We start from the raw sequence: 25,689 nt of genomic DNA, 5'->3' as shown, positions 1-25,689 counted from the left end.
TCACTCCGCCGCGGGACGCAGCACGTAGCCCGCGCCGCGCACCGTGTGGATCATCGGCCGGCGCCCGGCGTCGATCTTCTTGCGCAGGTAGGAGACGTAGAGCTCGACCACGTTGGACTGGCCGCCGAAGTCGTAGTTCCACACCCGGTCGAGGATCTGGGCCTTCGACAGCACCCGGCGCGGGTTGCGCATGAGGTAGCGCAGCAGCTCGAACTCGGTCGCGGTCAGCTCCACCGGGTCGCCGGCACGCGACACCTCGTGCGCGTCCTCGTCGAGCACCAGGTCGCCGACGACCAGCTCCGAGGAGCGCTGGGCGGCGGCCATCCCGGCGCGGCGCAGCAGCCCGCGCAGCCGCGCGACCAGCTCCTCCAGCGAGAACGGCTTGGTGACGTAGTCGTCGCCGCCCGCGGTGAGGCCCGCGACCCGGTCCTCGACGGCGTCGCGCGCGGTCAGGAACAGCACCGGCACCTCGGGGGTGTCGGCGCGGACCCGGCGCAGCACCTCGAAGCCGTCGAAGTCGGGCAGCATCACGTCCAGCACGATCGTGTCCGGGCGGAACTCGCGGGCGTGGCGGACCGCGGACATGCCGTCGGCGGCGGCGCGGACCTCCCAGCCCTCGTAGCGCAGGGCCATCGACAGCAGGTCCGACAGCGTCGACTCGTCGTCCACCACGAGCACCCGGATCGGGCCGCCGTCGGCGCGGCGCAGCGGGTCGGCGTCCCGGTCCATCACCTCGGTCATGCTAGGAGCACACCGCACGAACCTGTGCGACGGCTGTGCACCGGCTGTCGGTTCACCGGGCGCGCCAGTACCCCGTGGCGTAGACGGCGCGCCGGTCGAACCCCCGCTCGCCGAGCAGGTGCGCGCGCAGCTCCTTGACCGCGGCGGACTCGCCGGACAGCCACGCCTGGCCGCGCCCGTCGGGCAGCTGTGCGGCCCGCACCGCCGCGACCAGCGGCTCACCTGCCGGGGCGTCGCCCCGGTGCACCCAGGTGACGGCGACGTCGCCGGGCAGGGTCTGCTCCTCGCCGGCGTCGGCGACCTCGGCGACGACCCGGACCGGCACCCCGGGCGCGTCCTCGGCGAGGGTCTCGCAGACGGTCGCGATGGCGGGCAGCGCGGACTCGTCGCCGATCACGAGGTGGTGCGCGGCGGCCGGGTCCGGCTCCCAGCGCCCGCCGGGCTCGGACACCCCGACCCAGTCCCCGGGGGCGGCCGACACGGCCCAGGCGGCGGCCGGGCCGTGCCCGGCGTGCACGACGAAGTCGACGTCGAGCTCACCGTGGCCGCCGGCGTCGGGGGCGAAGCGGCGCACCGTGTAGGTGCGGATCGCCGGGCGGGCCTCCCCGGCGGGCCAGACCGGTCCGCCGGTCGAGGCGCGCGGCACGGCGGGCCGTTCCTGGCCCTCGACCGGGAAGAACATCTTGATCCGGCGGTCCGGGCCGTGCCCGGGGAACCCGGCCAGCTCCTCGCCGGTCAGGGTCACCCGGACCATGCCGGGGGTGACCCGCTCGGTGCGGGCCACCTGCAGCAGGCGTGGTGCGGTCGTGCTCATGGCCGGGAATTGTCCCGGACGCGCGCTCAGGCCCGGTGGCCGAGGCCCGCCAGGCCGGTCCAGACCAGGTCCATCAGGTACTCGGTGGCCTGCTCGGCGGTGACCGACTCGTCCTGGCCGCGCCAGACGGCGAGCCGCTCGCAGGCCCCGACGATCACCTGCGCCCAGCCGGTCAGCCGGGCCGGTTCGGTGCCGGGGACCTGCGCGGCGAGCAGGGCGGCGGTGAAGTCGGTCTGCTGGGCGCGGATCTCCTCCAGCGCGGTGTCGGTGACCCCGGCCTCGGAGCAGAACAGCTGCCAGGCGGGCGCCCGCCGGTCGAGGTAGCGGAAGAAGGCCAGCGTCCCGCCCCGCAGCATCGCCTCCGGCGAGTCCGCGGCCCCCGCCGCCTGTGCGACGACGTCGAGCAGCTCGGACCGGGCCCGCGCGATCGCGGCCAGCAGCAGGCCCTCCTTGGACCCGAAGTGGGTGTAGAGCACCGGCTTGGTGACCCCGACCCGCTCCGCGACCTGCTCCATCGAGACCTCGGCGTAGCCCCGCTCGCCGAAGACGGCGACGGCCGCGTCGACGATCTGACGCTCCCGCTCCGCCCTGGGCACGCGGCGGCGGGGGCCGGGTACGGTCTGCGCGGTCACGGGCGAGAGCTTACCCGCAGTAAGTTACCGACGGTAGGAAGTGAGCGGAATGGACGTCTACTCCCTGCCGATGACCACCCGGTTCCGCGGGATCACCGTGCGCGAGGGCCTGCTGCTGTCCGGCCCGGCCGGTTGGGGGGAGTTCTGCCCCTTCCCCGAGTACGACGACCGCGAGGCCGTCGCGTGGCTGGCCGCGGCCCGCGAGGCGGCCGAGGTGGGCTGGCCGGAGCCGGTGCGCGACCGGGTACCGGTCAACTGCACCGTGCCCGCCGTCGGCCCCGAACACGCGCAGCGGATCGTGCGCGCCTCCGGCTGCACCACCGCGAAGGTCAAGGTCGCCGACGCCGGCGCGCCGTTGTCCGGGGACGTCGAGCGCGTCGCCGCCGTCCGCGACGCGCTCGGCCCCGCCGGGCTGGTCCGGGTGGACGCCAACGCCGCCTGGGACGTCGACACGGCCGTCGCCGCGATCGGCGAGCTGGACCGGGCCGCCGGGGGACTGGAGTACGTCGAGCAGCCCTGCTGGGAGGTCGAGGACCTCGCCGCCGTCCGCCGGAAGGTGGACGTGCCGATCGCCGCCGACGAGTCGATCCGCCGCGCCGAGGACCCGATGCGGGTGGTGCGGGCCGGGGCGGCCGACGTCGTCGTGCTGAAGGTGTCGCCGCTGGGTGGGGTGCGCCGGGCCCTGCGGATCGCCGAGGAGGTCGGGCTGCCGGTCGTCGTGTCCTCGGCGGTGGAGTCGAGCGTCGGGCTCGCCGCCGGGCTCGCGCTGGCCGGGGCGCTGCCGGAGCTGCACCACGCCTGCGGGCTCGGGACGGTCTCGCTGCTGGCCGCCGACGTCGTCGCCGAGCCGCTCGCCCCGCAGCGGGGCTACCTGCCCGTGCCGCGGGTCGCGCCCGAGCCGGTGCACCGGGCCGGGGTCGCCGCCGCCCCGGACCGCGCCGCCTGGTGGCGCGACCGGCACGACCGCGTCGCCGCCCTGCTCGACGCGGCCACCGGCGCCGGCCGGGTCAGTACTGGTTGACCCGCCCGTCGCGGCGCAGCGCCGCGTCGATCGCCCGCGCCGGACCGGGCACCTGGTACTGGCCCTTCACCAGCTTCCCGGCGCTGGGCACCGCGGCCTTGCCCGGCCAGGTCGCCGTGTCCCACAGCGACGAGCGCAGGAACGCCTTCGCGCAGTGCAGGAACAGCTCGTCGATCTCGACGACGATCGCCACCTCGGGGGTCGAGCCCTTCACGGTGAGCCGGTCGGCGAAGTCCGGCCGGTACACGATCCGGGCCCGCCCGTTGATCCGCACGGTGTCGTTCGACCCCGGCACGACGACGATCATCCCGACCCGGGGGTCGTGCAGGATGTTGCGCATCGAGTCGAGCTTCCGGTTGCCCTTGCGGTCGGCGAAGGCGACCGAGTGCTCGTCGAGCACGATCAGCGAGCCCGCCGGGTCGCCCCGCGGCGAGACGTCGACGCCGTCCGGCCCGGTCGTCGCCAGCAGGAAGAACGGCGACGCGGCCAGGAACTCCGCGGTCACCGGGTCCACCCGGTCGCGCGCCTTGTCCCGGATGAACTCGGGCACCTCGCCGATGATCTCCCGGAGCCTGGCCTCGTCGGTCACGTGTTCCATCGCATCCCCCTCGTTCTTAGGTCACCCTAACCGTGGACGTGCTCCCGGGGCGACCCCCGCCTAGGGTCCCGGTGTGGGCGTGATCGTGATCGGGGCCGGCATCGCCGGGGTGACCTGCGCCGCGGAGCTGGCCGCCCGCGGCGTGGACGTGACGGTGTACGAGCGGGCCCGCGGAGCCGGGGGACGGCTCGCGGTGCACCGCCACGACGGCCGTCCCGCCGACATCGGCGCCGCCTACTTCACCGTCTCCGACGACCGGTTCGACGCCCGCGTCCGCCGCTGGCGCGACGACGGCCTGGTCCGCGGGTGGACCGACACCCTCGCGGTGTTCGACGGCGCCGCCCGGGGCGCGGACAACCCGGGCCCGCTGCGGTTCGCGGCGCCCGCCGGGCTGCGGTCGCTGGTCACCGACACCGCCCGTGACCTCGACGTCCGCACCGGCCACACGGTCGAGCGGGTCCGCCCCGGCCCGGACGGCCCGACCGTCGACGGGGAGCGCGCCGACGCCGTCGTGCTGGCGATGCCCGACCCGCAGGCCGCCCGGCTGCTCGACCCGGACACCCCCGCGGGCGCCGCGGTCGCCGGGCGGGCGTGGAACCCGGTGCTCGCCCTGACCGCCGGGTTCGCCGCGCGGGACTGGCCGCGGCTGCCCGCGGCGTTCGTCAACGACCACCCCGTCCTGTCCCTCGTCGCCGACGACGGCGACCGTCGCGGCGACGACGCCCCGGTGCTCGTCGCGCACTCCACCGGCGACCTCGCCCGCGCCCACGACGCCGACCCCGCCGGCGCGGTGCCCGCGATGACCGCCGCCGTCCGGGAGCTGCTGGGCATCACCGCGGAGCCGGACTGGACGCACGTGCACCGCTGGCGCTTCGCCGCCCCCGCCGGCACGCGGGAGCAGACCTTCCACCTCGGCGACGACGGCATCGCCCTCGCCGGGGACGGCTGGGGCCGGTCCCGGGTGCAGACGGCCTGGCTGTCCGGGCTGGAGCTGGCCGGGGAGCTCGCGGGGCGCCCGGGCCGCTGAGCCCTGGCCGCGTCGGCGTCGGCGACCTACCGTCGTGGGCATGCCCGACCGCGCCACCGCTGCCGCCCCCGTCGTCGTCGAACCGGAGGGACGGCCGTTCGGCGGGTCCACCGCGCCCGCGGAGCTCGACGCCTCCGGCCCGGACACCGCCGGGCGCGCGGTGCTCGCCGAGCTGGCCGCCGCGCTCGACGCCGACCGGGTCCTCACCGATCCCGACGTCGTGCGCCCCTACGTCCACGACGAGGCCGAGTGGGCCGAGTACGGCACACCGCTCTGCGTGGTGCGGGCACGGACCACCGCCGACGTCGCCGCGACCGTGCGGGCCTGCGCCGCCCACCGGGTCCCGGTCGTCGCGCGGGGCGCGGGCACCGGGCTCTCCGGCGGGGCGAACGCCGTCGACGGCTGCGTCCTGGTCAGCCTGGAACGGATGACCGCGATCCGGGAGATCTCGGCGGGGGAGCGGCTCGCCGTCGTCGAACCGGGGGTGGTCAACGACGACCTGCGGGCCGCCTGCGCGGAGCAGGGCCTCTGGTACCCGCCGGACCCGGCGTCGGCGCCCTGGTCGACGATCGGCGGCAACGTCGCGACCAACGCGGGCGGGCTGTGCTGCGTCAAGTACGGCGTCACCCGCGACTACGTGCTCGCCCTCGAGGTCGTCACCGCCACCGGGGAGGTCGTGCGGGTCGGGCGGCGCACCGCGAAGGGCGTCGTCGGCTACGACCTCGCCGGGCTGATGGTCGGCTCGGAGGGGACGCTCGGGATCATCACCGAGATCACCGTGAAGCTGCGCCCGGCCCGCCCGGCCGCGCCGCGCACCGTCGTCGGGTTCTTCGACTCCCTCGCCGACTGCGGGGCCGCGGTCGCCGCCGTCACCGAGCAGGGGCTGCAGCCCGCGGTGTTCGAGCTGGTCGACCGGGAGTGCCTGGCCGCGGTCAACGCGTGGCGCAACGCGGGCCTGCCGACCGGCGCCGCGGCGCTGCTGATCGCCCAGACCGACCTGCCCGAGCCCGCCGCACAGGCCGAGGCCGACGCGATCCTGGCCGCGTTCACCGCGCACGGGGCGACCGAGGCGATGGCCTCGACCGACGAGACCGAGTCCGAGGCGCTGTTCGCCGCCCGCCGGATGGCCTACCCGGCGCTGGAGCAGCTCGGGATGGGGATGCTGACCGAGGACGTCTGCGTCCCCCGGCCGCGGATGGCCCAGATGCTCGCCCGGATCGAGGACATCGGCCGTCGCCGCGGGGTCCGGATCGCGACCGTCGCGCACGCCGGCGACGGGAACCTGCACCCGCTGATGCTCACCCCGCACGACGACCCGGACGCCCGGGACCGCACCCGCGCCGCGTTCGACGAGATCATCGGCGCGGCCGTCGAGCTGGGCGGGACGGTCACCGGCGAGCACGGCGTCGGCCTGCTCAAGCGCGACGGGATGGAGCGGGAGCTCGGCCCGGAGGTGCTCGCCCTGCAGCGGGCGGTGAAGGCGGCCCTGGACCCGGACGGCATCCTGAACCCGGGCAAGGCCGTCTGAACCGGATGCGTCGCCCGGATGGCCGCGCGTGATCGTCCCCGCGCCGGGGAACCCCGGAGGATGAGTACGACCGACCCGGCCCTGGTCCCGTCCGCGCTCGCCCTGACCTACCGGGGCCCGGCGCACACCGGCGCGCCGCGGCTGTCCGGCGTGGACGGCGTGCACGAGGTGGTGGCGGTGGTGGCGGCCGAGGTCCGCGAGGTCGACCGTCTCGACACCGCCGACCTGCGGCTGTTCTCCGCGGGCATCGAGCTCGTCGTCGAGCACGTGGTGCCCGACCGGGCCTCGGTGGTGGCGCCCGGCTCGGTCTGGGTGCTGCGGCTGCCCGACGCCGGCCCCGACGACGACCTGCGCGTCCCGCTGTCCGGCAGCGAGGTCGAGGGCGTCGCCGACCGGTCGGTCCCCGACGGCATCGACGCGCTCGTCCGCCGGATCCGCGGCGACGCGCCGCTGGTGCCGGTGGGCCGGTTGCACGTCACCCGCACCGTCAGCAGGCTGCGCGACGACGCCGGGCGCGACCTGGCCACCCTGACCCGCGAGCAGGTCGACGTCGCGACGCTGGGCGGGTCGGCGACCGTCGAGAGCTGGACCGAGGCCGTCGTCGAACCGGGGACGGCCGGGACCGCCCTGCTGCAGCAGCTCGACGACGCCCTGCGCACCACCGGCCTCGTCCGGGCCCCGCGCGGCGGGTACGCCCGGCTGACCGCGCTGCTGGCCGAGGCGGCGCCCGTCGACCCGCCGCGGCGGACCGGGCGCAAGGGCAGCGCCGGTGCGCTGCTGCTGCGCTACCTCGGCGACCAGGTCGACGCGCTCGCCGCACGCGAGCAGGACCTGCGCGCCGACCGCCCGGACGCGGTGCACCAGATGCGCATCGCCGCCCGCCGGATGCGCAGCGCGCTGCGCACCTACGCGAGGCTCCTGGAGGGCCCGCGGGCCGCGCACGTGGTCGCCGAGCTGCGCTGGCTGGGCCGGGCGCTGGCCGGTGAGCGCGACGCCGAGGTCCAGGAGGAGCGCCTGAACGCCCGGCTGACCGCGCTGGAGCCGGAGCTGCTGCTGGGACCGGTGCAGGCCGCCGTCACCCGACACTTCGCCCGCACCCGCGCCGAGACCGGCGCGGCGGTGCTCGACGTCGTCGACGGGGAGCGCTACGCCGCGCTGCAGGGCGCGCTGCGCCGGCTGCTCGCCGACCCGCCGCTGTCGCGCCGGGCCCGCAGGCCTGCGACCGCGGTCCTGCCCGCGATGGTGGGCCGCACGGCCCGCAAGCTGGAGCGGCGGATGGAACGCGCACTGGCCGACCTCGACGCCGGTCGGGTCGCCCCCGACTCGCTGCACGACGCCCGCAAGACCGGCAAGCAGCTCCGCTACGCCACCGAGGTCGCCCGGCCCGGCGTCGGGAAGGACGCGCGGGCGTTCGCGAAGCGGCTCAAGAAGGTCTCCGACGTGCTCGGCGAGCACCAGGACGCCGTCGTCTCCCGGGAGACCCTGCGGACCCTCGGGGCCCGCGCCGGCGCCGAGCGGGACAACGGGTTCACCTTCGGCGTGCTGCACGGCCGGGACACCGCGACGATGCTCGACCTGGAGCGCAGGCTGCCCACGGTGTGGGAGACGGCGTGGACGCGGCGCGCCCGCCGGTGGATGCGCCGCTAGCCTGCGCGGGGTGAGAGACGCCGTCGCCGACCTCCGCCGGATCGCGTTCCTGCTCGAACGCGCCCAGGAGTCGACCTACCGGGTGCGCGCGTTCCGGACCGCGGCCGCCGCGCTGCGCGGCCGTGACACCGAGGAGCTGGCCCGGCTGCACGCCGCGGGCGGCCTCACCGACCTGAAGGGCGTCGGCGAGGTGACCGCGCGCTGCGTGGGGGAGTCCGTCGCCGGGGAGGAACCGGTCTACCTGCGACGGCTGGAGGACGCCGTCGCCCGCGCCGACGCCACCGGGGTGCCCCTGGCCGAGGCGGCGCTGCGGCTGCGCGAGGGCCTGCGCGGGGACTGCCACAGCCACACCGACGCCTCCGACGGCGGCTCCCCGCTCGCCGAGATGGCCGAGACCGCGATCGGGCTGGGCCACGACTACCTCGTCGTCACCGACCACTCGCCACGCCTGACCGTCGCGAACGGGCTGTCCGCGGACCGGCTGCGCCGCCAGGTCGAGCAGATCGCGCAGCTCAACGAGCGGATCGCCGCGTCCGGGTCGGACTTCCGGGTGCTCACCGGCATCGAGGTGGACATCCTCGACGACGGCGCCCTCGACCAGTCCGAGGACCTGCTCGCCGCGCTCGACGTGGTGGTGGCCAGCGTGCACTCGAAGCTGCGGATGCCCCGCGACGAGATGACCGAGCGGATGCTCACCGCCGTCGCGAACCCGCACGTCGACGTGCTCGGGCACTGCACCGGCCGGATGGTCACCGGCCGCCGCAAGCGCCCCGAGTCCGAGTTCGACGCCGACGCCGTCTTCGCCGCCTGCGCGGAACACGGCGTCGCCGTGGAGATCAACGCCCGGCCCGAGCGCCTCGACCCGCCGAAGCGGCTGCTGCGCCTGGCCGTCGAGGCCGGGTGCGAGTTCACGATCGACACCGACGCGCACGCCCCCGGACAGCTCGACTGGCTCGACCACGGCTGCGCCCGCGCCGTCGCCTGCGGGGTGGACCCGGAGCGGATCCGCAACACCCGCGACCTCGCGGGCCTGCTGCGCCGCTGACCTCCTGTGCCGGCGGGCGCCCGGCTCAGCGCAGCTCGAAGTCGGCGAAGTCGAAGCCGGGGGAGACGACGCAGCTGACCAGGACCGCCCCCGGCCCCGCCGGCTCCGCCCGCTGCCACACCCCGGCCGGGACCTCCTGCTGCGGGCCGGCCGGCCCGAGGCGCAACCGGGCCCCGGGGACGGGGTCCGGCCCGTCACCACCGAGGATTAGGTCCGCCTCGGGGCCCGAGTGCCGGCACCACAGCTCGGTGGACCGGACGCGGTGCCACCGGCCGGGGGCGTCGAAGAGATAGAGGATCGCCGTCGCCGAGGGGCGAGGACCGTACGGGGTCGCGACGACGACCGGTGAGGTCCAGGTCCGCCGGTACCAGCCACCCTCCGGGTGCGGGGCGAGGTCCAGCGCGACGGCGAGGTCGGGGCGAGCCACGCCGCCACTCTGGCAGGCGGACGCGCAGTCCCTCCCGGACCCCCACCTCGCAGCGCCCCGGGGCATCGGCCCCCGGGGGCGCGTCGCACCCCTGGTGCGGTCGCCGCACCCGTCGCGGCGGGTGCGGGAGCCCCCGCCGGGGTGCGACACCTCCGTCCGCGGGGTGCGACGCCGGACCGCGCCGCCTCTCCGGGCCGGCCGCGTCGGCGGACCCGGGTGCGCCGCGGCGGCGGCCGCCGACCGGCCCGGGTGCGTGTCGGCGCCGCGACCGCGCCGACCGGCGGGCGCGCGAGGCGCGGCGACCGCGCCGACCGGCGGGCGCGCGAGGCGCGGCGACCCGCCACCGCGCCCGGCACCCCGCGCGCGGGGTGCCCCGCGCCGCGACGGGGCGCCACAGCCGCCTCCGCGCACCGGGACGGTCACCCGTCGTCACCGGTGCCCGCAGGAGAATCACCCTCCGTCCACTGACGACCGCATCCCACCCGTCCGCGCGCTCCCCGGACGGGTGGTTCGACTGGTGCTCCTCACCCACCGCACGTGAGATGGGACCGCAGGTGACCGAGTGACGGGAGTGATCCACGGTGCGGACCAGGACCAGGACGACGGTGGCGGTGCTCGCCGCGACGCTCACGCTGTCGGCGGTCACGACGGCCGGTGCGTCGGCGGCGTCGGCGGCACCCGCGGCGCCGGCGAGCGCCGTGGCCCGGACCGTCGCCGACGACCCGGCGCCCCCGCGGGACGGCAGCGGCGCGGCCGCGCCCACCCCGACCGGCGGAGACCCGACCGACCCGGCCGGCGGAGACCCGACCGGCCCGGCCGCGGGCACCGCGACCCCGGGAGGCGACCCGGCCGGCGGGACGGCGAAGGCGGCCCCGGCCGACCCCGCCGCACCCCCGGCGTCGTCGCACTGCACCGAGACCGCGGCGCAGGAGCTCGGCTGGGGCGCTCCCACCCGCGAGTCCGATTTCGACGGCACCACGGTCCCGCCGGACTGGCACCCCTACGGCCCCGAGCCCGGCCACAACAAGAAGGGCACCCGCACCCCGGAGGCGGTCACGGTCGCCGACGGGGCGATGACCATCTCCGCCGACGCCGACGGCAACACCGGTGCCGTCAGCTGGCACCCCGGCCAGAAGTACGGCCGCTGGGAGGCCTGCGTGAAGTCGGACGAGGGCCGGGGCGGGATCAACGCGCTGCTGCTGCTCTGGCCGGTGGCCGAGGACTTCCCGGTCGGCGGCGAGGTCGACTGGATGGAGATCATGGACGACTCCCGCCAGAAGACCAGCTTCTTCCTCCACTACGGACCGGGCAACGACCAGGACTACGGGTCGGTGAAGCACGACTCGACGCAGTGGTCGGCCTACGCGCTGGAGTGGACCCCGGAGAAGATCACCGCGTACGTGAACGGGAAGGAGTGGTACTCCAACACCGACACCGACCAGTTCCCGCCGCGCCCGATGAACATGACCATGCAGCTGGACTACTTCGGCAACGCCGGCGGCCCCACCGCCATGCACATGGACTGGGCCCGGCAGTGGGCGCTGCCGCAGAGCACCGTGGCCACGCTGAGCCTCCCGCCCGGCTCGGCCGCGACCGGGCAGCCCCGCGACTTCCCCGACCGGAAGCCGCGCGAGCTGTCGGGGCCCGAGCAGCAGGCGCAGACCGCGATGCTCGCCCGCGAGCACCGCTGAGGCTCAGACCGCGGCGTCGAGCTCCGCGCGGGTGGGCGGGTTCGCGCCGTGCCGCGAGCAGGTGATCGCCGACGCCGCGACGGCCTCGGTCAGCACGGCCTCCAGCGTCGGCCGGTCGATGCGGTAGAGGTCGTCGCGGGCGGTCGCGCCGAGCAGCCCGCGCCGGTGCAGACCGGCGAGCAGCGCCGCGGAGAAGCTGTCCCCGGCACCGACGGTGTCGACGACCTCGACGGTGCGGCCGGGCAGCACCAGGTGCAGCCCCGACGACGTCCCGGCCAGCACCCCGTTCGCCCCGAGGGTGACCACGACGACCGCCGGACCGAGCTCGAGCCACTCGCCGACGACGTCGCCGGGCTCGCGGCCCGGGTGCAGCCAGCCCAGGTCCTCCTCGCTGACCTTCACCACGTCGGCCACGCCGAGCAGCTCGTGCACGCCGGGCAGGATCTCCTCCGGCGTGCCCATCAGCAGCGGCCGGAAGTTCGGGTCGTAGCTCACCGTCGCGGTGTCCACGGCGGAGGCGAGCAGCTCGCGCAGCGCCTCGTGACCGGGCGCGGTGGTCAGCGCCAGCGATCCGGAGTGGACGGCGACGACCGGGCCGGCCGGGCCGTCGTCGAGGGCCCCGGCGAGCTCGTCGTCGGTCCACTGCCAGTCCGCGGTGCCCGCGATCCGGAAGTCGTAGGACGCCTGCCCGTCGGCGGCCAGCTCCACGATCGCCAGCGACGACGGCTCGTCCGCCTCGACCGAGTGCGACAGGTCGACGCCGTTGTCCGCGAGGTGGTCGCGCAGCTTGCGCCCGAGCAGGTCGTCGGCGAGCCGGGCCAGCATCCGGGCCGGCACGTCGAGGCGGGACAGCCCGACCGCGACGTTCGCGGGGCTGCCGCCGGGGGCGAGCTCCCAGTACCCGTGCGCGGGGGCGGGGACGATGTCGACGAGTGCTTCTCCGGCGACGGCGATCACTCCGCGTGGCGGGCGTCCGGCAGCTGTGTCGGGCATGGCCGCACTGTAGTGGTCCGATCGGGGTCCCCGGACAGGTCCGTGACGGGTCACGACCACGTCACGGTGCGTCGACACGCACGTGGTAGGCATGACGGATGCCCCGGAAGATCCCGGTCGTGGTGCTGGCCGGATTCCTCGGAGCCGGCAAGACGACACTGCTGAACCACCTCCTCGCCGCGGGCGGGGACGCGCGGATCGGCGTGGTCGTCAACGACTTCGGGTCGGTCGGCATCGACGCGATGCGCGTGGCCGGTCAGGCCGGCGACGTCGTCGGGCTCGGCAACGGCTGCCTGTGCTGCGAGGTCGGCGAGGGCGGCGTCTCCTCGGTGCTGGAGAAGCTGACCCGCCGCCGCGACGAGATCGACGTCGTCGTCATCGAGGCCAGCGGCATCGCCGAGCCCGGCACGCTGGTCCAGCTCGTGCTCGACGCGCTGGGCCAGCACCTGAGCTTCGGCGGGCTCGTCGAGGTCGTCGACGCCGCGGAGTTCGAGGACTCGCGGCGCCGCCACCCCCAGCTCGACAAGCACGTCGGCATGGCCGACCTCGTCGTCCTGAACAAGATCGACCGGGTGGGGCCGGGGCCGCTGTGGCGGGTCCGGCGGCTGTGCCGCGAGGCGAACCCGCGGGCCCCGATCGTCCCGGTCCGCGACGGCGCGGTGGACCCGGCGCTGCTGTTCGACATCGAGATCGTGCCGGGCAGGCAGCTGATGCTGGGCGAGCGCGTCGACGAGCCGCACGCCCACCACCTGCACGCCGGCTACCAGAGCCTGACGTTCCTGTGCGACGAGCCGCTCGACGCCGCCCGCCTGCAGGACCTCCTCGACGCCCGGCCGTCCGGGCTGTACCGGATCAAGGGCTCGGTGCGCTTCGCCGCAGCCCCCGACCGGGAACGCTGGGACCTGCACACCGTCGGCCGGTACGTGCGGTTCCACCGGAGCCGGTGGGACACCGACGAGCCCCGCCGCACCACCCTGGTCCTGATCGGGACCGGGCTGGACTCCGACGCGCTGCACCGGTCGCTGCGGGCCTGCGTCGCGACCGACACCGACCGCCGCGACGCCGACGCCCTGCTCCCGGTCGCCCGCTACGCGACCTGACGACCCCGGGGAGGGCTCAGACCGAGGTGAGGTCCGGGCCCGTCGCCGGCTCGGCCAGCTGGGTCAGCGCCTCGGCGGCCCACGCCTCCCCACCGGCGACGGCGGTCCACAGCAGGACACCGAGGGTGCGGGTCGGGTCGATCCGGCCCGCCTGCCACGACGGCGTCGCCGCGAGCCGCTCGGCGCGCACGCAGAGCTGCCAGGAGGCGGGGTCGGTCGCGGCGATGTCGCGGGCGAAACGGGTGTGCCCGGTGCGGGCGCGGTAGGGCCGGACCGGGTCGGTGACCGCGTGGATGACCGAGAGCACCCCGATCGCCAGCCCCAGCGCGACGGGCAGGCAGACGAGGAACGCCAGCGCCGACCAGGACCAGCTGTTCTCACCCACGGTGAGCGCCACCACGGCGGCGGCGACGACGGCGGAGCCGGTCATCGCACCGGCCGGGAGCTTCGTGTAGACGAGGTCGCCCGCGTCGTCGACGACGTAGTCGGTGCCGGCGATCAGGGCCGGGTCGTACACGCGATATCCGGTACGGGTGCGGACGAGGGTGGGCAGGCGGTCGGCGGGGGCGCCGGCGACGAAGTCGTTCATGGTCGTGCTCGATCTGTGAGAATGCTGCTGCTCGCGGCCCACCTGATGGCCGTCTCGCCCGGTCAGTCGCCCACGATGCCGGTCGGTGTTACAGATTCACAACGTTCTTCGGCACGTCCGGGCTGTGACGTTCGCCTCCCCCGCTTGCGAGCAACCCGGAGGGCTCACCCGGGTGGCCAGGCGTCGCCCCACGCGGTGTCACGGGCGTGCCGGAACAGCTCCTTGCGACTGCGCGGGACGGGGGTGTCCCGCAGCGTCCCGTCCGCCTCACAGACACGCAGCGTCACCAGTCCCTTGCGTGTGTGCGGGTGCCGAATCACCCGGCCCGGGGCCCGTCCGACGGTGCCGTCGTCGTCACGCACGGCGACGACGTAGGAGAACTTCTCGTCCTCGTGGCCCAGCGAGCCGGCCTTCAGCACCCGGTGCCGCGAGCTGCGCCCGACGCGCACGGCGAAGTGGCACCAGTCGTCGCCGGTCACCGGGCAGGCGCCGTCGTGCGGGCAGGGCGCGGCGACGGTCAGGCCCGCGGCGAGCAGCCGGGCACGGGCGTCGAGGATGCGCGCGTGCCCGGCCGGCGTCCCCGGCTCGACGAGCACGACCACCCGCGCGGCCCGGGCGGCGGCGTCGACGACGGCGTCGCGCACCGGCACCGGCAGCTCCCCGAGCAGGTAGCAGGCGGTCAGCAGGTCGGTGTCCGGCAGCGCCGGGGCGGTGCCGAGCACCGCGGCCTCCCAGCGGGCCCCGCGCAGCAGTGCCGACGGCGCCCCGCCCGCGAGCCTGCGGCCCAGCGCCCGGGCCGGCGCGGCAGCCTCCAGCACCGTGGCCCGCTCCAGCGACGGCCAGACCTGCGCCGCGGCCCACACCGCGGCGCCGGTCCCGCCGCCGAGGTCGAGCAGCGACACCGGCTCCGGCACCCGCGCGGCGGCCCGCTCCAGCACGTCGACGACCGCCGCGTGCGTCGCGGGCATCCGGTACGCGGCGTAGGCGGCCGCGTCGTCGTCGGTGCGCAGGATCGGCGCGGTGGGCACGGTGCCGCTGCGGTAGTCGCGGATCAGCCGGTCGACCACCGGCGCGAGCCGCGCGGCGGGGACCCGGTCGAGCGCGTCGTCGAGGGCGGCGCCCAGCGCGCCGGACAGGTCGGGGGACAGGTCGGGGACCACCCGCCCATTCCACCAGTCCCGGGCTCAGCCCCGGGCGCCGACCAGCAGCGGGTCGGCCAGCACGTCGAGCAGCGGGGCCTGCATCCGCGCCCACGGCGACAGCCCGGAGGCCGGGTCGTCGGCGGCGGCGCGGAAACGAGACCAGCTCCACCAGGCCACGTCCTCGACCTCGTCGGGGCGCGGCTCGGGCTCGCCGCTGATCCGGGCGACGAACACCGGGCACAGCTCGTTCTCCTCGATCCCGTCCTGCGACGCGCGGTAGCTGAAGTCCGGCAGCACCATCCGCAGCTCGGTCGCGCGGATGCCCAGCTCGTCGGCCAGCCTGCGGTGCACCGCGTCGGCCATGTCCTCGCCGGGGGCGGGGTGCCCGCAGCAGGTGTTGGTCCAGACCAGCGGGAAGGCGGTCTTGGTGCGGGCGCGCCGGGTCACCAGCAGCCGGCCGGCGTCGTCGACGCCGTAGCAGGAGAACGCCAGGTGCCGCGGGGTGCTCGCACCGTGCACGGTGGCCTTGTCCGCGACGCCGACCGGGTTGCCGTCGTCGTCCAGCAGCACGACCTGTTCCATGCCGTCCTGTCTACCGGAGCCCGGCGGCCGCGGCCCGTCGGCCGGTACCGGCTCACACCCCGGAGCGGGCGGCCGCGCGGCGCCGGACCGCGCCGCCGAGCGCGGCACCCGGCAGGTGCGCGGCGACGACCGCGAGCGCGGCGGGGGAGACCGTGCCCCGCGCCAGCCCCAGCCCGACCGCGCAGTCGAACACCCGCTGGTTCCGGGCGGCGGCGCCGATCGCGGCGTCGAGGAACGCGGGACGCGCGGCCAGCCGCGCGAGCGCCCCGACGTGGCGGTGGTGGCGGGCGAAGGTCCGCTCCATGGCGGCGCGGTGGGCGGCGCCCGCGTCGTCGCCGCGCAGCGCGCTGCGCCCGGCGAGGATCCCGGAGGCGACGGCGTCGAAGATCCCCTCGCCGGTCAGCGGGTTCACCTTCGCCGCGGCGTCGCCGGCCAGCAGCACCCGGCCGTCGGGCTGGAACCGGGGCGCGGTGGACAGCGGCAGGTGGTGCGCGCGCAGCGTCGCCGGGTCCGGTTCCTGGCCGGGCAGCAGGGCGGCGAGCCGCTCCAGCAACGACGCCCGGTTCCCGGCGCCGCGCTCGTCGAACACGCCGTAGCCGACGTTCGCGCCGCCGCCCGCGATCGGGAACGACCAGGCGTAGGCCGGGACGGCGCCGCCGGCGTACTCGATCGACAGCGTCCCCGGCTCGGCGGCGACCGGGGCGTACCCGCGGATCGCCACCGCCGTCGACGACGGCGGCACGCCCGGCGCGCCGAGCGCGCGGCGGACCACCGAGTGGGCCCCGTCGGCGCCGATCACGACCCTCGCGACGACGTCGTCGTCGAGCAGCACCCGGTCCCCGTGCGGGACGACGGTGCGGACCCGGTGGCGGCGCAGCTGCGCCCCGGCGGCGACGGCCGCGTCGACCAGCGCCGCGTCCAGCTCCAGCCGTGTGACCACCCGGTTCGGCCGGGGCGCGGTGCGGTGCACGACCCGGCCCTGGGGGGTGCGCAGGCGCAGCCGCGGTGCCGCGACGCCGAGCGTCCGGACCCCGGTGGCGCCCAGCTCGTCGAGCAGGTCGAACACCTCGGCCGCGACGCCGTCGCCGCAGGTCTTGTCGCGGGGGAAGGCCGCGGCGTCGAGCAGGAGCACCGACGCCGACGGTCGCAGCCGCAGCACGTTGAGTGCCGCGGCGCAGCCGGCGGGACCGGCCCCGACCACGACGACGTCGTAGGTGGACATGGCGCCATTGTCCCCTCCGCGCCCGGGCGGAAACGGCTCGCCACCGCCCGCCCGGCCGTGGTGCACTCGCACACCGCCACCCCGTCGCCCGGCCGCGCCGTGCGCCGCCGCCGCGGGTGGGCGCGTCCGTCACGTACCGAGGAGCACGCTGTGACCACCGAGCCGGCCGCCGGCCGCGACGCCGAGCGGCTGCCCGCCGGAGCCCTGCTGATCATCTCGCTGCTCGTCGGCTCGGCGTTCGTTATGATCCTGAACGAGACGATCATGAGCGTGGCGCTGCCCGCGCTGATCGCCGACCTGCGGGTCACCCCGGCCACCGCACAGTGGCTGACCAGCGGGTTCCTGCTGACGATGGCCGTGGTCATCCCGATCGCCGGCTACCTGCTGGGGCGGTTCCCGCCGCGGTCGGTCTACCTCGCCTCGATGGGCCTGTTCAGCACCGGGACCCTGCTGTGCGCGGTCGCGCCCGCGTTCGGGTTCCTGCTGGCCGGGCGGGTCGTGCAGGCCACCGGCACCGCGGTGATGATCCCGCTGCTCATGACGACGATCCTGCGCCTGGTCCCGGCGAGCCGCCGCGGGCAGACGATGGGCACGATCTCGATCGTCATCGCGGTGGCGCCCGCGGTCGGCCCGACGCTGTCCGGGGTGATCCTCTCCGCGCTGGGCTGGCGCTGGATGTTCTGGATCGTGCTGCCGATCGCGCTGGTCGCCCTGGTCGCGGGGGCGCTGCGGCTGCGGGTGGCCGCGGAGACCACGCGGACCCCGCTAGACGTCGCCTCGGTCCTGATCTCGGCGGTCGCGTTCTCCGGGATCGTCTACGGGCTGTCCGCGATCGGCGAGTCCGCCGCCGGGGGCGCGCACACCGCGGTGCCGCCGTGGGTGCCGCTGGTGCTCGGGGCGGCGGCGCTGGCGGTGTTCGTGCACCGCCAGGTCCGGCTGCAGCGCGGCACCGGCACGGCCCCGCTGCTGGACCTGCGTCCGTTCGCGGTCCGCCGGTACTCGCTGTCGCTGGTGCTCGTCGCGACCGGGTTCATGTCGCTGTTCGGCGCGATCATCCTGCTGCCGCTCTACATCCAGGAGGTGCTGGGCGACAGCGCGTTCGTCGCCGGCCTGGTGGTGCTGCCGGGCGGGCTCGTGATGGGGCTGCTGGGCCCGTTCGTCGGCCGGGCCTACGACCGGGTCGGCGCCCGTCCGCTGGTGCTGCCCGGCTCGGTGCTGCTCGCGATCGTGATGTGGGGGTTCACCACTCTGGCCGCGGCGACGCCGATCTGGCTGGTCGTGGTGCTGCACGTGGGCCTGTCCGCGGCGCTGGCGCTGATGTTCACGCCGCTGATGACCGACGCGCTCGGCTCGCTGCCCGGCGAGCTGTACTCGCACGGCAGCGCCATCCTCACCACGCTGCAGCAGGTCGCGGGCGCGGCGGGGACGGCGCTGTTCATCACCGTCATGACGCTGGCCTCGGCCGGCGCCGGGGTCGATGCGGCCGGGGTGCACGCGGCCTTCCTGGTCGCGGCGGGGGTGTCCCTGGTGACGGTGGTCGTCGCGGTGGCCGCGTCCCGCCTGCCGGCGCCCACCGCGGCCCCGCAGGACGCCCGGGCCTGACCCCCGCCGCGCCCCGCGACCCGCGCCCCGCCGGCGTACGGGACCGCTGTGGCGCCCCGTGACGTCGCCCGGCACCCCGCGCGCGGGTCGCCGCAGCAGGCGATGGGCCGCCGCGGCAGGTGGCGGGGTGCTGCGGCGGCGCGGCGGGTCAGCGCGTGGGGGTGTTCTCGGTGGTGCCGGCCGGGGCGGGGACGTCCGGGTCGTTCAGCCCGTCGCGGGAGGTCTCGCGCAGCGCGAGCACCGACCCGACCGAGACCAGCGCCAGCACCCCGATCACGGCCGACAGCACCCCGGTGCCGAACCCGGCGGCCTGCAGCGACGCGAACAGCACCGGCGAGAGGCCCGCGCCCATCCCGGAGATCTGGTAGCCCAGTGAGGCCCCGGTGTAGCGCGAGCCGGTGGAGAACATCTCCGAGTACAGCGCCGCGGACGGCCCGAACCAGGCCGCGTGCGTCACGCCCTGCCCGACCACCACGGCGAGGGTGAGCAGCACCGCCGAGCCGGTGTCGATCATCGGGAAGATCGCGACGCACCACAGCCCGGTGGCGAGGGCCCCGCCCAGGACGACCGGCCGTCGTCCGACCCGGTCCGACAGTGCGGAGAAGCCGATGATCCCCACGATGGCGACCAGCGAGGACAGCGTCAGCGCGTTCAGCACGGTCTGGCGCTCGAACCCGGCACCGACGGCGTAGGAGATCAGGAACGTGGTGAGCGTTCCCTGCGCCACGAACGCCCCGAACCCCACGCCGACGGCGAGCAGCAGGTTGCGCGGCCGGGACAGCACCTCCAGCAGCGGTGCGCGGGCCGGCGTCGCCGGCTGTGCGGCGGCCGCCGCGGCGAACACCGGGGTCTCGGTGACCGACAGCCGGACGAACAGGCCGATGCCCAGCAGCACCACGCTGAGCAGGAACGGGATCCGCCAGCCCCAGGTGAGGAACGCGTCCCCGGTCAGTGACGCCGACAGCGCCAGCACCAGCGTCGACAGCACCATGCCGCTCGGCGCGCCCGCGTTGGTGAAGCTCGCCCACAGCCCCCGCCGCGACGACGCGTGCTCGGCCGACATCAGGACCGCGCCGCCCCACTCCCCGCCGACCGCGACGCCCTGCACGACCCGCAGCACGATCAGCAGCACCGGGGCCAGCGCGCCGACCTGCGCATAGGTGGGGAGCAGGCCGATCAGGGTGCTCGCCACCCCCATCAGCACCATGCTGATGACCAGCATCCTCTTGCGCCCGACCCGGTCCCCGAAGTGGCCGAACACGATCCCGCCGAGCGGGCGGGCCAGGTAGCCGGTGGCCAGCGTGCCGAAGGCGGCGACGGTGCCGACCAGCGGGTCGAGGTCGGAGAAGAAGACCGCGTTGAACACGACGGCCGAGGCCGTCGCGTAGAGCAGGAAGTCGTAGTACTCGATCAGGCTGCCGAGGTAGCTCGACAGGACCGCGCGCCGGCGCTGGGTCGGGGAGAACCGGGGGTGCGTCATCGCAGCTCCCTGCCTTCCGTGAGATGGAAAGCAGCTTTATAGCAAGTACCTTGTGATCCGCGCCACGATCGTTAGGATCGCACACGTGACGGATGCGGCGTCGGTACCGACGGGGACGCGGGGGCAGCGGCTGACCTACCTGGTCAAGCGCCTGCAGATGGCCGAGCGGGCCCGGATGGAGGAGGCGCTGCGTCCGCTGGGCGTGACGCTGGCCCAGTACACCGCGCTCAGCGTGCTGGAGCGCCGCGGCGGGCTGTCCTCGGCGCAGCTCGCGCGGCGGCACTTCGTGACCCCGCAGGCGATGCAGCAGCTCGTCGCAGCGATGGAGCGCGACGGGATCGTCGAGCGCCGGCCGGACCCGGACAACCGCCGGATCCTGCAGGTCTGGCTCACCCCGCACGGCGACGCGACGCTGGCCCGCTGCCACACCGCGGCCGGGGTCGTCGAGCGCCGGATGCTCGACGCGCTGGAGCCCGACCAGGCCGAGGTGTTCGCCGACGCCCTCGAACGGTGCCTCGCCGCACTGGCCGGTCGCGACGGGATCCCGCCGGACGGCGACGCTTGACCCATGGCAAGCACCTTGCTATCAACTTGCTTGATATCAAGGAGCGAGGGAGCCCCATGAGCCCGATCACCGGTCCCGGCCTCGGGCTGGGCACCTGGCCCGCCCGCCGCGCGCGGATCAGTCCGCACGCCCTGGCCCTGTCCGACGGGGAGCGGGCGGTCGACCACGCCGAGCTGGCCGGGCGCGCCGCCCGGATCGCCGGCGGTCTGGTGGAGCGGGGCGTCGGGCCGGGGGACCGGGTCGCCTGGCTCGGGGTGAACGCCGTCGCCACCCTGGAGACCTGCTTCGCGGCGTGGCGCCTCGGCGCGGTCGCGGTCCCGCTGAACTACCGCCTGGCCCCCGCCGAGGTCGGCTACATGCTCGACGACTGCGGCGCGACGCTGCTCGTGCACGGCCCCGACGCCGACGACCTCGTCGCCGCGACCGCCCCGCGGATCCCGGTCGTGCGCGGCGTCGAGGACCTCGCCCGCGGGCCCGCCCGCGACGACGCCGGTGCCGGTCTCGACGACCCGGCCGTGCTGCTCTACACCTCCGGCACCACCGGCCGTCCGAAGGCGGCGGTGCTGACCCACGGCAACCTGACCTGGAACACGGTCAACCAGCTCGCCCACGTCGACGTCTGCTCCGACGAGCGCACGCTGTGCATCTCGCCGCTGTTCCACTGCGTCGGGCTCTCCCAGGTCACGCTGCCCACGCTGTTCAAGGGCGGCAGCGTCGAGCTCGTCGCCCGGTTCGACCCGGCGGCGGTCCTGGGCCGGATCGCCGAGGCCGGGATCACCAGCTTCGCCGCCGTCCCGACGATGCTGCAGATGCTGTGCGAGTCCCCGTCGTTCGCGGGCACGGACCTGTCGTCGCTGCGCACCGTGGTCTACGGCGGGTCCCCGGTGCAGGAGCGGGTCGCCCGGGCCTGGCTGGAGCGCGGCGTCGCGCTGCAGCAGGGCTACGGGATGACCGAGGCCTCGCCCGGGGTGCACATGGCGACCCGCGACGGCACGGCCGCGCACCCGCCGACCTCGGTCGGGGTGCCGCACTTCTTCACCGACGTCGCCGTCGAGCGCGACGGCGAGCTCGTCCCCCTCGACGACGAGCCCGGCGAGCTGCTGGTCCGTGGGCCGCACGTCAGTCCCGGCTACTGGAACCGCCCGGACGAGACCGCGGCGTCGCGGCGCGGGGAGTGGTTCCGCACCGGCGACGTGCTCCGGGCCGGCGACGACGGCTGGGCGTTCGCCGTCGACCGGGTCAAGGACATGATCATCTCGGGCGGGGAGAACGTGTACCCGGCCGAGGTCGAGGCGGTCGCGGTCACCCATCCCGACATCGCCGACTGCGCCGTCGTCGGGGTCCCCGACGAGCGCTGGGGCGAGGTCGGCGCGGCCTACGTGCAGCTGCGCCCCGGCGCCGACCTCGACGCCGACGCGGTGCGCGCGCTGCTCGCCGGGCGGCTGGCCCGCTACAAGGTCCCGAAGTACGTGCGGTTCGTCGACGAGCTGCCCCGCAACGCGTCCGGCAAGGTCCGGCGCGTCGACCTGCGCGCGGCCGCGGCCGTCGCCGAGGAGCTGTCGTGAACTCTCTGCCCGAGTCGCTGACCGTGGAACGCCACGACGAGGTGGCCGTGCTGCGCCTGTCCCGGCCCCGCAAGCGCAACGCCCTCGACGACGCGACCGTGCTCGGCATCGAGGACTTCTTCGCCCGCCCGCCCGAGGGGGTGCGCGCCGTCGTCCTCGACGCCGAGGGCGACCACTTCTGCGCCGGGCTGGACCTGTCCGAGCTCGGCGACCGCGACGTCGTCGCGGCGATGGAGCACTCCCGGATGTGGCACCGCGCGTTCGCCCGGCTCGCCGAGGGACGGCTGCCGGTCGTCTCGGTGCTCAAGGGTGCCGTCGTCGGCGGCGGGCTGGAGCTGGCCTCGGCCACCCACCTGCGCGTCGCCGAGGACTCCACCTTCTACGCGCTGCCCGAGGGCCAGCACGGGCTGTTCGTCGGCGGCGGCGGGTCGGTGCGGGTGCCGCGGCTGATCGGCGTGCACCGGATGACCGACATGATGCTGACCGGCCGCGTCCTCGACGCCGACGAGGGCCACACGCTGGGCCTGTCGCACTACCGCACCGGTCCGGGGGAGGGCCTGGCCCGCGCCTGCGAGCTGGCCCGCACCGTCGCCGGGAACTCGGCGATCACCAACGTCGCGGTGCTCCAGGCGCTGCCGCGGATCGCCGAGGCCTCCCCGGACCACGGCTTCATGATGGAGTCGCTGGTCGCCGCCGTCGCCTCGTCCAGTGCCGAGGCCCAGGAACGGATGCGGGCCTTCCTCGACGGCCGCGGCGGGAAGGTCCGCCGGTGAGCGAGCTGCTGCGCCCGGTCGCCGACGACGTCCGGGAGACCACGGAGATCGGCCGGTTCGTCACCGCCGTCGAGCGCGGGCACGGCCTGACCCTGCCCGACTACGCCGCGCTGCACCGCTGGTCGGTGACCGAGCCCGAGGCGTTCTGGTCCGCGGTCGCGACCCACCTCGGCGTCCGGTTCGACACCCCGCCCCGGGCGGTGCTCGGGCGCCGGGGGATGCCGGGCGCGCAGTGGTTCCCCGGCGCGACGCTGAACTACGCCGCGCACGCCCTGGACGGACCCGAGGACGACGTCGCCGTCGTCGCGTACTCCCAGACCCGCGAGAAGGTCGAGCTCACCTGGGGCGGGCTGCGCGAGCAGGTCGCCCGCGCCCGGGCCGGGCTGCGCAGGCTCGGCGTCGGCCGTGGCGACCGCGTCGCGGCGTACCTGCCGAACCTGCCCGAGACCGTCGTCGCGTTCCTCGCGACGGCCTCGCTCGGCGCGGTCTGGACGAGCTGCGCCCCCGAGTTCGGCGCCCGCAGCGTGCTCGACCGGTTCGGCCAGGTCGACCCGGTCGTGCTGCTCACCGTCGGCGGCTACGGCTGGGCCGGACGCGACGTCGACCGCCAGGACGAGGTCGCCGCCCTGCGCGCCGGGCTGCCCGGGGTGCGCCACGTCGTCGCCGTGCCGTACGGGCCGCACACCGTGCCCGACGCGATGACCTGGGACGAGCTGCTGGCCGCCGACCCGGAGCCGGGCGCCGACCCGGTCCCGTTCGACCACCCGCTGTGCGTGCTGTTCTCCTCCGGCACCACCGGGCTGCCCAAGGCGATCGTGCACGGCCACGGCGGCATCCTGGTCGAGCACCTCAAGAACCACGCCCTGAGCTGGGACCTCGGCCCCGGCGACCGGATCCTCTGGTACTCCACGACCGCCTGGATGATGTGGAACGCGCTGGTGTCCGGGCTGCTGCGGCAGGCCTCGATCGTGCTGATCGACGGCAACCCGGCCCACCCCGACCTCGGGTGGCAGTGGCGTCTCGCCGCCGAGACCGGCGCGACGCTGCTGGGTGCCAGCCCCGGGTTCCTCATGGCCTCGCGCGCCGCGGGGCTGCGCCCGGCCGCCGAGCACGACCTGTCCGCGGTCCGCCAGATCGGCGCCGCCGGGAGCCCGCTCCCGCCGGAGGGCTACCGCTGGGTGGCCGAGCAGTTCGGCCCGGACGTACTGCTCAACGTGGGCAGCGGCGGCACCGACGTGTGCTCGGGCATCGTGCAGGGGAGCCCGTTCCAGCCGGTGTGGTCCGGCGAGATCTCCGGGCCCTGCCTCGGGGTCGACGCCGCCGCCTTCGACGACGCGGGCCGCCCGGTCGTCGACGAGCTCGGCGAGCTGGTCATCCGGGCCCCCATGCCGTCGATGCCCGTCGGCTTCTGGGGCGACGACGACGGCAGCCGCTACCGCGACACCTACTTCGCCACCTGGCCCGGGGTGTGGCGGCACGGCGACTGGGTCCGCTTCTCCGCCGACGGCTCCGCGGTCGTCGCCGGCCGCTCCGACGCCACCCTCAACCGGGGCGGCGTCCGGCTGGGGACGGCCGAGTTCTACCGCGTCGTCGAGGAGCTGCCCGGGGTCGAGGACTCGCTCGTGGTGCACCTGGAGGACCCCGCGGGCGGCAACGGCGAGCTGCTGCTGTTCGTGCAGCCCGCCGACGGCACCCCCCTCGACGACGCCCTGGTCACCCGGATCCGCACCGCGCTGCGCGGCGAGCTCACCCCGCGCCACGTCCCGGACCGGGTCGAGGCGGTGCCGGTCGTGCCGCGCAACCGCACCGGCAAGAAGCTGGAGGTCCCCGTGAAGCGCATCCTGCTCGGCGCGGCCGTCGACGACGTCGCCTCCCGCGACGTGCTCGCCGACCCGACCGCGCTCGACGCGTTCGTCCGCTTCGCCTCCGGGACGCCGGCGTGAGCGCGCCCGGGACCCCCGGCGGCGCCGGTGCCGTGGCCGGGGTCGGCACCGTCGCCGTCGTCGGGACGGGGGTGATCGGCGTCGGCTGGACGGCGCTGTTCCTGGCCCGCGGCCTGCACGTGCGCGCCTTCGACCCCGCACCGGGCGCCGAGGACCGGCTGCGCGCCGACCTCGCCGCGCTCGGACCGTTCCCCGGCCACGACGGCCCGCTGCCGGTGGCGAACCTGGTGTTCGCCGGCAGCGCCGGTGACGCCGCCGGGCCCGCCGGGTTCGTGCAGGAGAACGGCCCCGAGCGCGAGGACCTCAAGCACACCCTGTTCGCCGAGCTGGACGAGGCCGCCGCCCCCGGCGTCGTGCTCGCCTCCAGCTCCTCGGGCCTGCTGCCGACGACGATCGCCCGCGGCGCCGCCCGGCACCCCGAGCGGGTGCTCGTCGGGCACCCGTTCAACCCGCCGCAGGTCATCCCGCTGGTCGAGGTCGTGCCGGGGGAGCGGACGGCGGAGTCCGCCGTCGAGGCCGCGCTCGCCTTCTACACCGCGCTGGGCAAGCGGCCGGTCCGGCTGCGCGCCGAGGTGCCGGGCCACCTGGCCAACCGGCTGCAGGCCGCGCTGTGGCAGGAGGCGTACTCGCTGGTCGAGCGGGGTGTCGCGACGGTCGCCGACGTCGACGCCGCCATCTCCCACGGCCCCGGCCTGCGCTGGGCGGTGCTCGGCCCGTTCGCCAACCAGCACCTGTCCGGCGGCCCCGGCGGCCTCGCGCACATCCTGGAGCACCTCGGTCCGCCCACCGAGCGGTGGTGGCGCGACCTCGGCCGGGTCACGCTCACCCCCGAGCTGGCCGCGACGCTGGTCGACGGCGTCCGCGACGAGCTGGGCGACCTCGACGGCCCCGCGCTCGCCGCCCGCCGCGACACCGTCCTCGCCGCCCTGCTCGAGGCCAAGTCCCGTACCGAGCTCCCCTGA

General features: G+C 76.0%; 24 protein-coding genes. 13 read left to right on the top strand and 11 right to left on the bottom strand.

All coding sequences use genetic code 11. The features are described from left to right. From KPL60_RS19570 to KPL60_RS19560, 3 genes are read right to left on the bottom strand one after another with little or no spacing between them, the layout of a single operon-like run. Positions 1–741 (bottom strand): response regulator transcription factor, encoded by a 741-nt coding sequence (locus KPL60_RS19570; RefSeq protein ID WP_226366762.1) that lies wholly within the window; start codon positions 739–741, stop codon positions 1–3. A 52-nt stretch (positions 742–793) separates the two neighbouring features. Then, positions 794–1,555, bottom strand: a complete 762-nt coding sequence (locus tag KPL60_RS19565) for a siderophore-interacting protein (protein ID WP_226366761.1) — start codon at positions 1,553–1,555, stop codon at positions 794–796. Between the two features lie 26 nt (positions 1,556–1,581). Further along, a complete protein-coding gene (locus KPL60_RS19560; RefSeq protein WP_226366760.1) occupies positions 1,582–2,187 on the bottom strand; it encodes a TetR/AcrR family transcriptional regulator in 606 nt (201 codons plus the stop codon). A 49-nt stretch (positions 2,188–2,236) separates the two neighbouring features. Here KPL60_RS19560 and KPL60_RS19555 point away from each other — a divergent pair, with 49 nt between their 5' ends. Next, a complete protein-coding gene (locus KPL60_RS19555; RefSeq protein ID WP_226356672.1) occupies positions 2,237–3,208 on the top strand; it encodes an o-succinylbenzoate synthase in 972 nt (323 codons plus the stop codon). Here the strand turns inward: KPL60_RS19555 and KPL60_RS19550 are convergent. Next, positions 3,195–3,806 carry an MSMEG_1061 family FMN-dependent PPOX-type flavoprotein gene (locus KPL60_RS19550; protein WP_226355646.1) on the bottom strand — a complete coding sequence of 204 codons (612 nt, stop codon included), beginning with the start codon at positions 3,804–3,806 and terminating at the stop codon, positions 3,195–3,197. The genes KPL60_RS19555 and KPL60_RS19550 overlap by 14 nt on opposite strands. A gap of 73 nt (positions 3,807–3,879) precedes the next feature. Here KPL60_RS19550 and KPL60_RS19545 point away from each other — a divergent pair, with 73 nt between their 5' ends. The 4 genes from KPL60_RS19545 to KPL60_RS19530 are packed head-to-tail and all read left to right on the top strand — an operon-like array spanning position 3,880 to position 9,053. Then, positions 3,880–4,833, top strand: a complete 954-nt coding sequence (locus KPL60_RS19545) for an FAD-dependent oxidoreductase (RefSeq protein ID WP_226366759.1) — start codon at positions 3,880–3,882, stop codon at positions 4,831–4,833. Positions 4,834–4,873: 40 nt separating this feature from the next. Beyond that, positions 4,874–6,361: an FAD-binding oxidoreductase gene (locus tag KPL60_RS19540; RefSeq protein WP_226366758.1), complete on the top strand. Its 1,488-nt coding sequence runs from the start codon at positions 4,874–4,876 to the stop codon at positions 6,359–6,361. Positions 6,362–6,421: 60 nt separating this feature from the next. Beyond that, complete coding sequence (locus KPL60_RS19535) at positions 6,422–8,008, top strand: CHAD domain-containing protein (protein WP_226366757.1); 1,587 nt, start codon at positions 6,422–6,424, stop codon at positions 8,006–8,008. Positions 8,009–8,018: 10 nt separating this feature from the next. After that, positions 8,019–9,053, top strand: a complete 1,035-nt coding sequence (locus tag KPL60_RS19530; protein ID WP_226355650.1) for a PHP domain-containing protein — start codon at positions 8,019–8,021, stop codon at positions 9,051–9,053. A gap of 25 nt (positions 9,054–9,078) precedes the next feature. Here KPL60_RS19530 and KPL60_RS19525 read toward each other — a convergent pair whose 3' ends face one another. Then, a complete protein-coding gene (locus tag KPL60_RS19525) occupies positions 9,079–9,480 on the bottom strand; it encodes a cupin domain-containing protein (protein WP_226366756.1) in 402 nt (133 codons plus the stop codon). Between the two features lie 581 nt (positions 9,481–10,061). On the opposite strand from KPL60_RS19525, the gene KPL60_RS19520 reads away from it, so the two are divergent. Then, positions 10,062–11,171, top strand: coding sequence for a glycoside hydrolase family 16 protein (locus KPL60_RS19520; protein WP_226366755.1), 1,110 nt, complete (start codon positions 10,062–10,064; stop codon positions 11,169–11,171). Positions 11,172–11,174: 3 nt separating this feature from the next. Here the strand turns inward: KPL60_RS19520 and KPL60_RS19515 are convergent, their stop codons facing one another. Further along, positions 11,175–12,164: a carbohydrate kinase gene (locus KPL60_RS19515; protein ID WP_226355653.1), complete on the bottom strand. Its 990-nt coding sequence runs from the start codon at positions 12,162–12,164 to the stop codon at positions 11,175–11,177. Between the two features lie 98 nt (positions 12,165–12,262). Here KPL60_RS19515 and KPL60_RS19510 point away from each other — a divergent pair, with 98 nt between their 5' ends. After that, a complete protein-coding gene (locus tag KPL60_RS19510) occupies positions 12,263–13,264 on the top strand; it encodes a GTP-binding protein (RefSeq protein ID WP_226366754.1) in 1,002 nt (333 codons plus the stop codon). Positions 13,265–13,280: 16 nt separating this feature from the next. On the opposite strand, the gene KPL60_RS19505 is transcribed toward KPL60_RS19510, so the two are convergent. The 4 genes from KPL60_RS19505 to KPL60_RS19490 all read right to left on the bottom strand — a co-directional run bounded on the left by KPL60_RS19505 (position 13,281) and on the right by KPL60_RS19490 (position 16,799). Further along, the gene (locus tag KPL60_RS19505) at positions 13,281–13,853 is read right to left on the bottom strand and encodes a hypothetical protein (RefSeq protein ID WP_226355655.1); all 573 of its coding nucleotides are present in this window, start codon (positions 13,851–13,853) and stop codon (positions 13,281–13,283) included. Between the two features lie 164 nt (positions 13,854–14,017). Continuing rightward, on the bottom strand, positions 14,018–15,013 hold the full coding sequence (locus KPL60_RS19500; RefSeq protein WP_226366753.1) for a small ribosomal subunit Rsm22 family protein: 996 nt from the start codon (positions 15,011–15,013) through the stop codon (positions 14,018–14,020). Between the two features lie 24 nt (positions 15,014–15,037). Beyond that, positions 15,038–15,577 (bottom strand): isopentenyl-diphosphate Delta-isomerase, encoded by a 540-nt coding sequence (idi, locus tag KPL60_RS19495; protein WP_062400875.1) that lies wholly within the window; start codon positions 15,575–15,577, stop codon positions 15,038–15,040. Between the two features lie 52 nt (positions 15,578–15,629). Next, entirely contained in the window at positions 15,630–16,799 is a 1,170-nt protein-coding gene (locus KPL60_RS19490; protein ID WP_226366752.1) for a geranylgeranyl reductase family protein, read from the bottom strand. 150 nt (positions 16,800–16,949) lie between these two features. Between KPL60_RS19490 and KPL60_RS19485 the strand changes: the two genes are divergently transcribed. Beyond that, positions 16,950–18,401 carry a DHA2 family efflux MFS transporter permease subunit gene (locus KPL60_RS19485; protein ID WP_226366751.1) on the top strand — a complete coding sequence of 484 codons (1,452 nt, stop codon included), beginning with the start codon at positions 16,950–16,952 and terminating at the stop codon, positions 18,399–18,401. Positions 18,402–18,549: 148 nt separating this feature from the next. Here KPL60_RS19485 and KPL60_RS19480 read toward each other — a convergent pair whose 3' ends face one another. Next, positions 18,550–19,881 carry an MFS transporter gene (locus KPL60_RS19480; RefSeq protein WP_226355659.1) on the bottom strand — a complete coding sequence of 444 codons (1,332 nt, stop codon included), beginning with the start codon at positions 19,879–19,881 and terminating at the stop codon, positions 18,550–18,552. A gap of 85 nt (positions 19,882–19,966) precedes the next feature. On the opposite strand from KPL60_RS19480, the gene KPL60_RS19475 reads away from it, so the two are divergent. Genes KPL60_RS19475 through KPL60_RS34755 form a run of 5 tightly spaced genes read left to right on the top strand, consistent with a single transcriptional unit; the run spans position 19,967 to position 25,689 of the window. After that, entirely contained in the window at positions 19,967–20,446 is a 480-nt protein-coding gene (locus KPL60_RS19475) for a MarR family winged helix-turn-helix transcriptional regulator (RefSeq protein WP_226366750.1), read from the top strand. Between the two features lie 56 nt (positions 20,447–20,502). Then, positions 20,503–22,011 (top strand): long-chain fatty acid--CoA ligase, encoded by a 1,509-nt coding sequence (locus KPL60_RS19470; RefSeq protein ID WP_226366749.1) that lies wholly within the window; start codon positions 20,503–20,505, stop codon positions 22,009–22,011. Then, entirely contained in the window at positions 22,008–22,784 is a 777-nt protein-coding gene (locus KPL60_RS19465; protein ID WP_226366748.1) for a crotonase/enoyl-CoA hydratase family protein, read from the top strand. The genes KPL60_RS19470 and KPL60_RS19465 overlap by 4 nt, the downstream gene beginning before the upstream one ends. Continuing rightward, entirely contained in the window at positions 22,781–24,727 is a 1,947-nt protein-coding gene (locus KPL60_RS19460) for an acetoacetate--CoA ligase (protein WP_226355663.1), read from the top strand. Before KPL60_RS19465 ends, KPL60_RS19460 begins: the two co-directional genes overlap by 4 nt. Continuing rightward, a complete protein-coding gene (locus KPL60_RS34755; RefSeq protein WP_226366747.1) occupies positions 24,724–25,689 on the top strand; it encodes a 3-hydroxyacyl-CoA dehydrogenase NAD-binding domain-containing protein in 966 nt (321 codons plus the stop codon). The genes KPL60_RS19460 and KPL60_RS34755 overlap by 4 nt, the downstream gene beginning before the upstream one ends.

It is taken from the genome of Pseudonocardia sp. ICBG162, from assembly GCF_020496225.1.
In the GTDB taxonomy this organism is placed as follows: domain Bacteria; phylum Actinomycetota; class Actinomycetes; order Mycobacteriales; family Pseudonocardiaceae; genus Pseudonocardia; species Pseudonocardia alni.
This window is presented reverse-complemented; position numbering and strand designations above follow the sequence as displayed.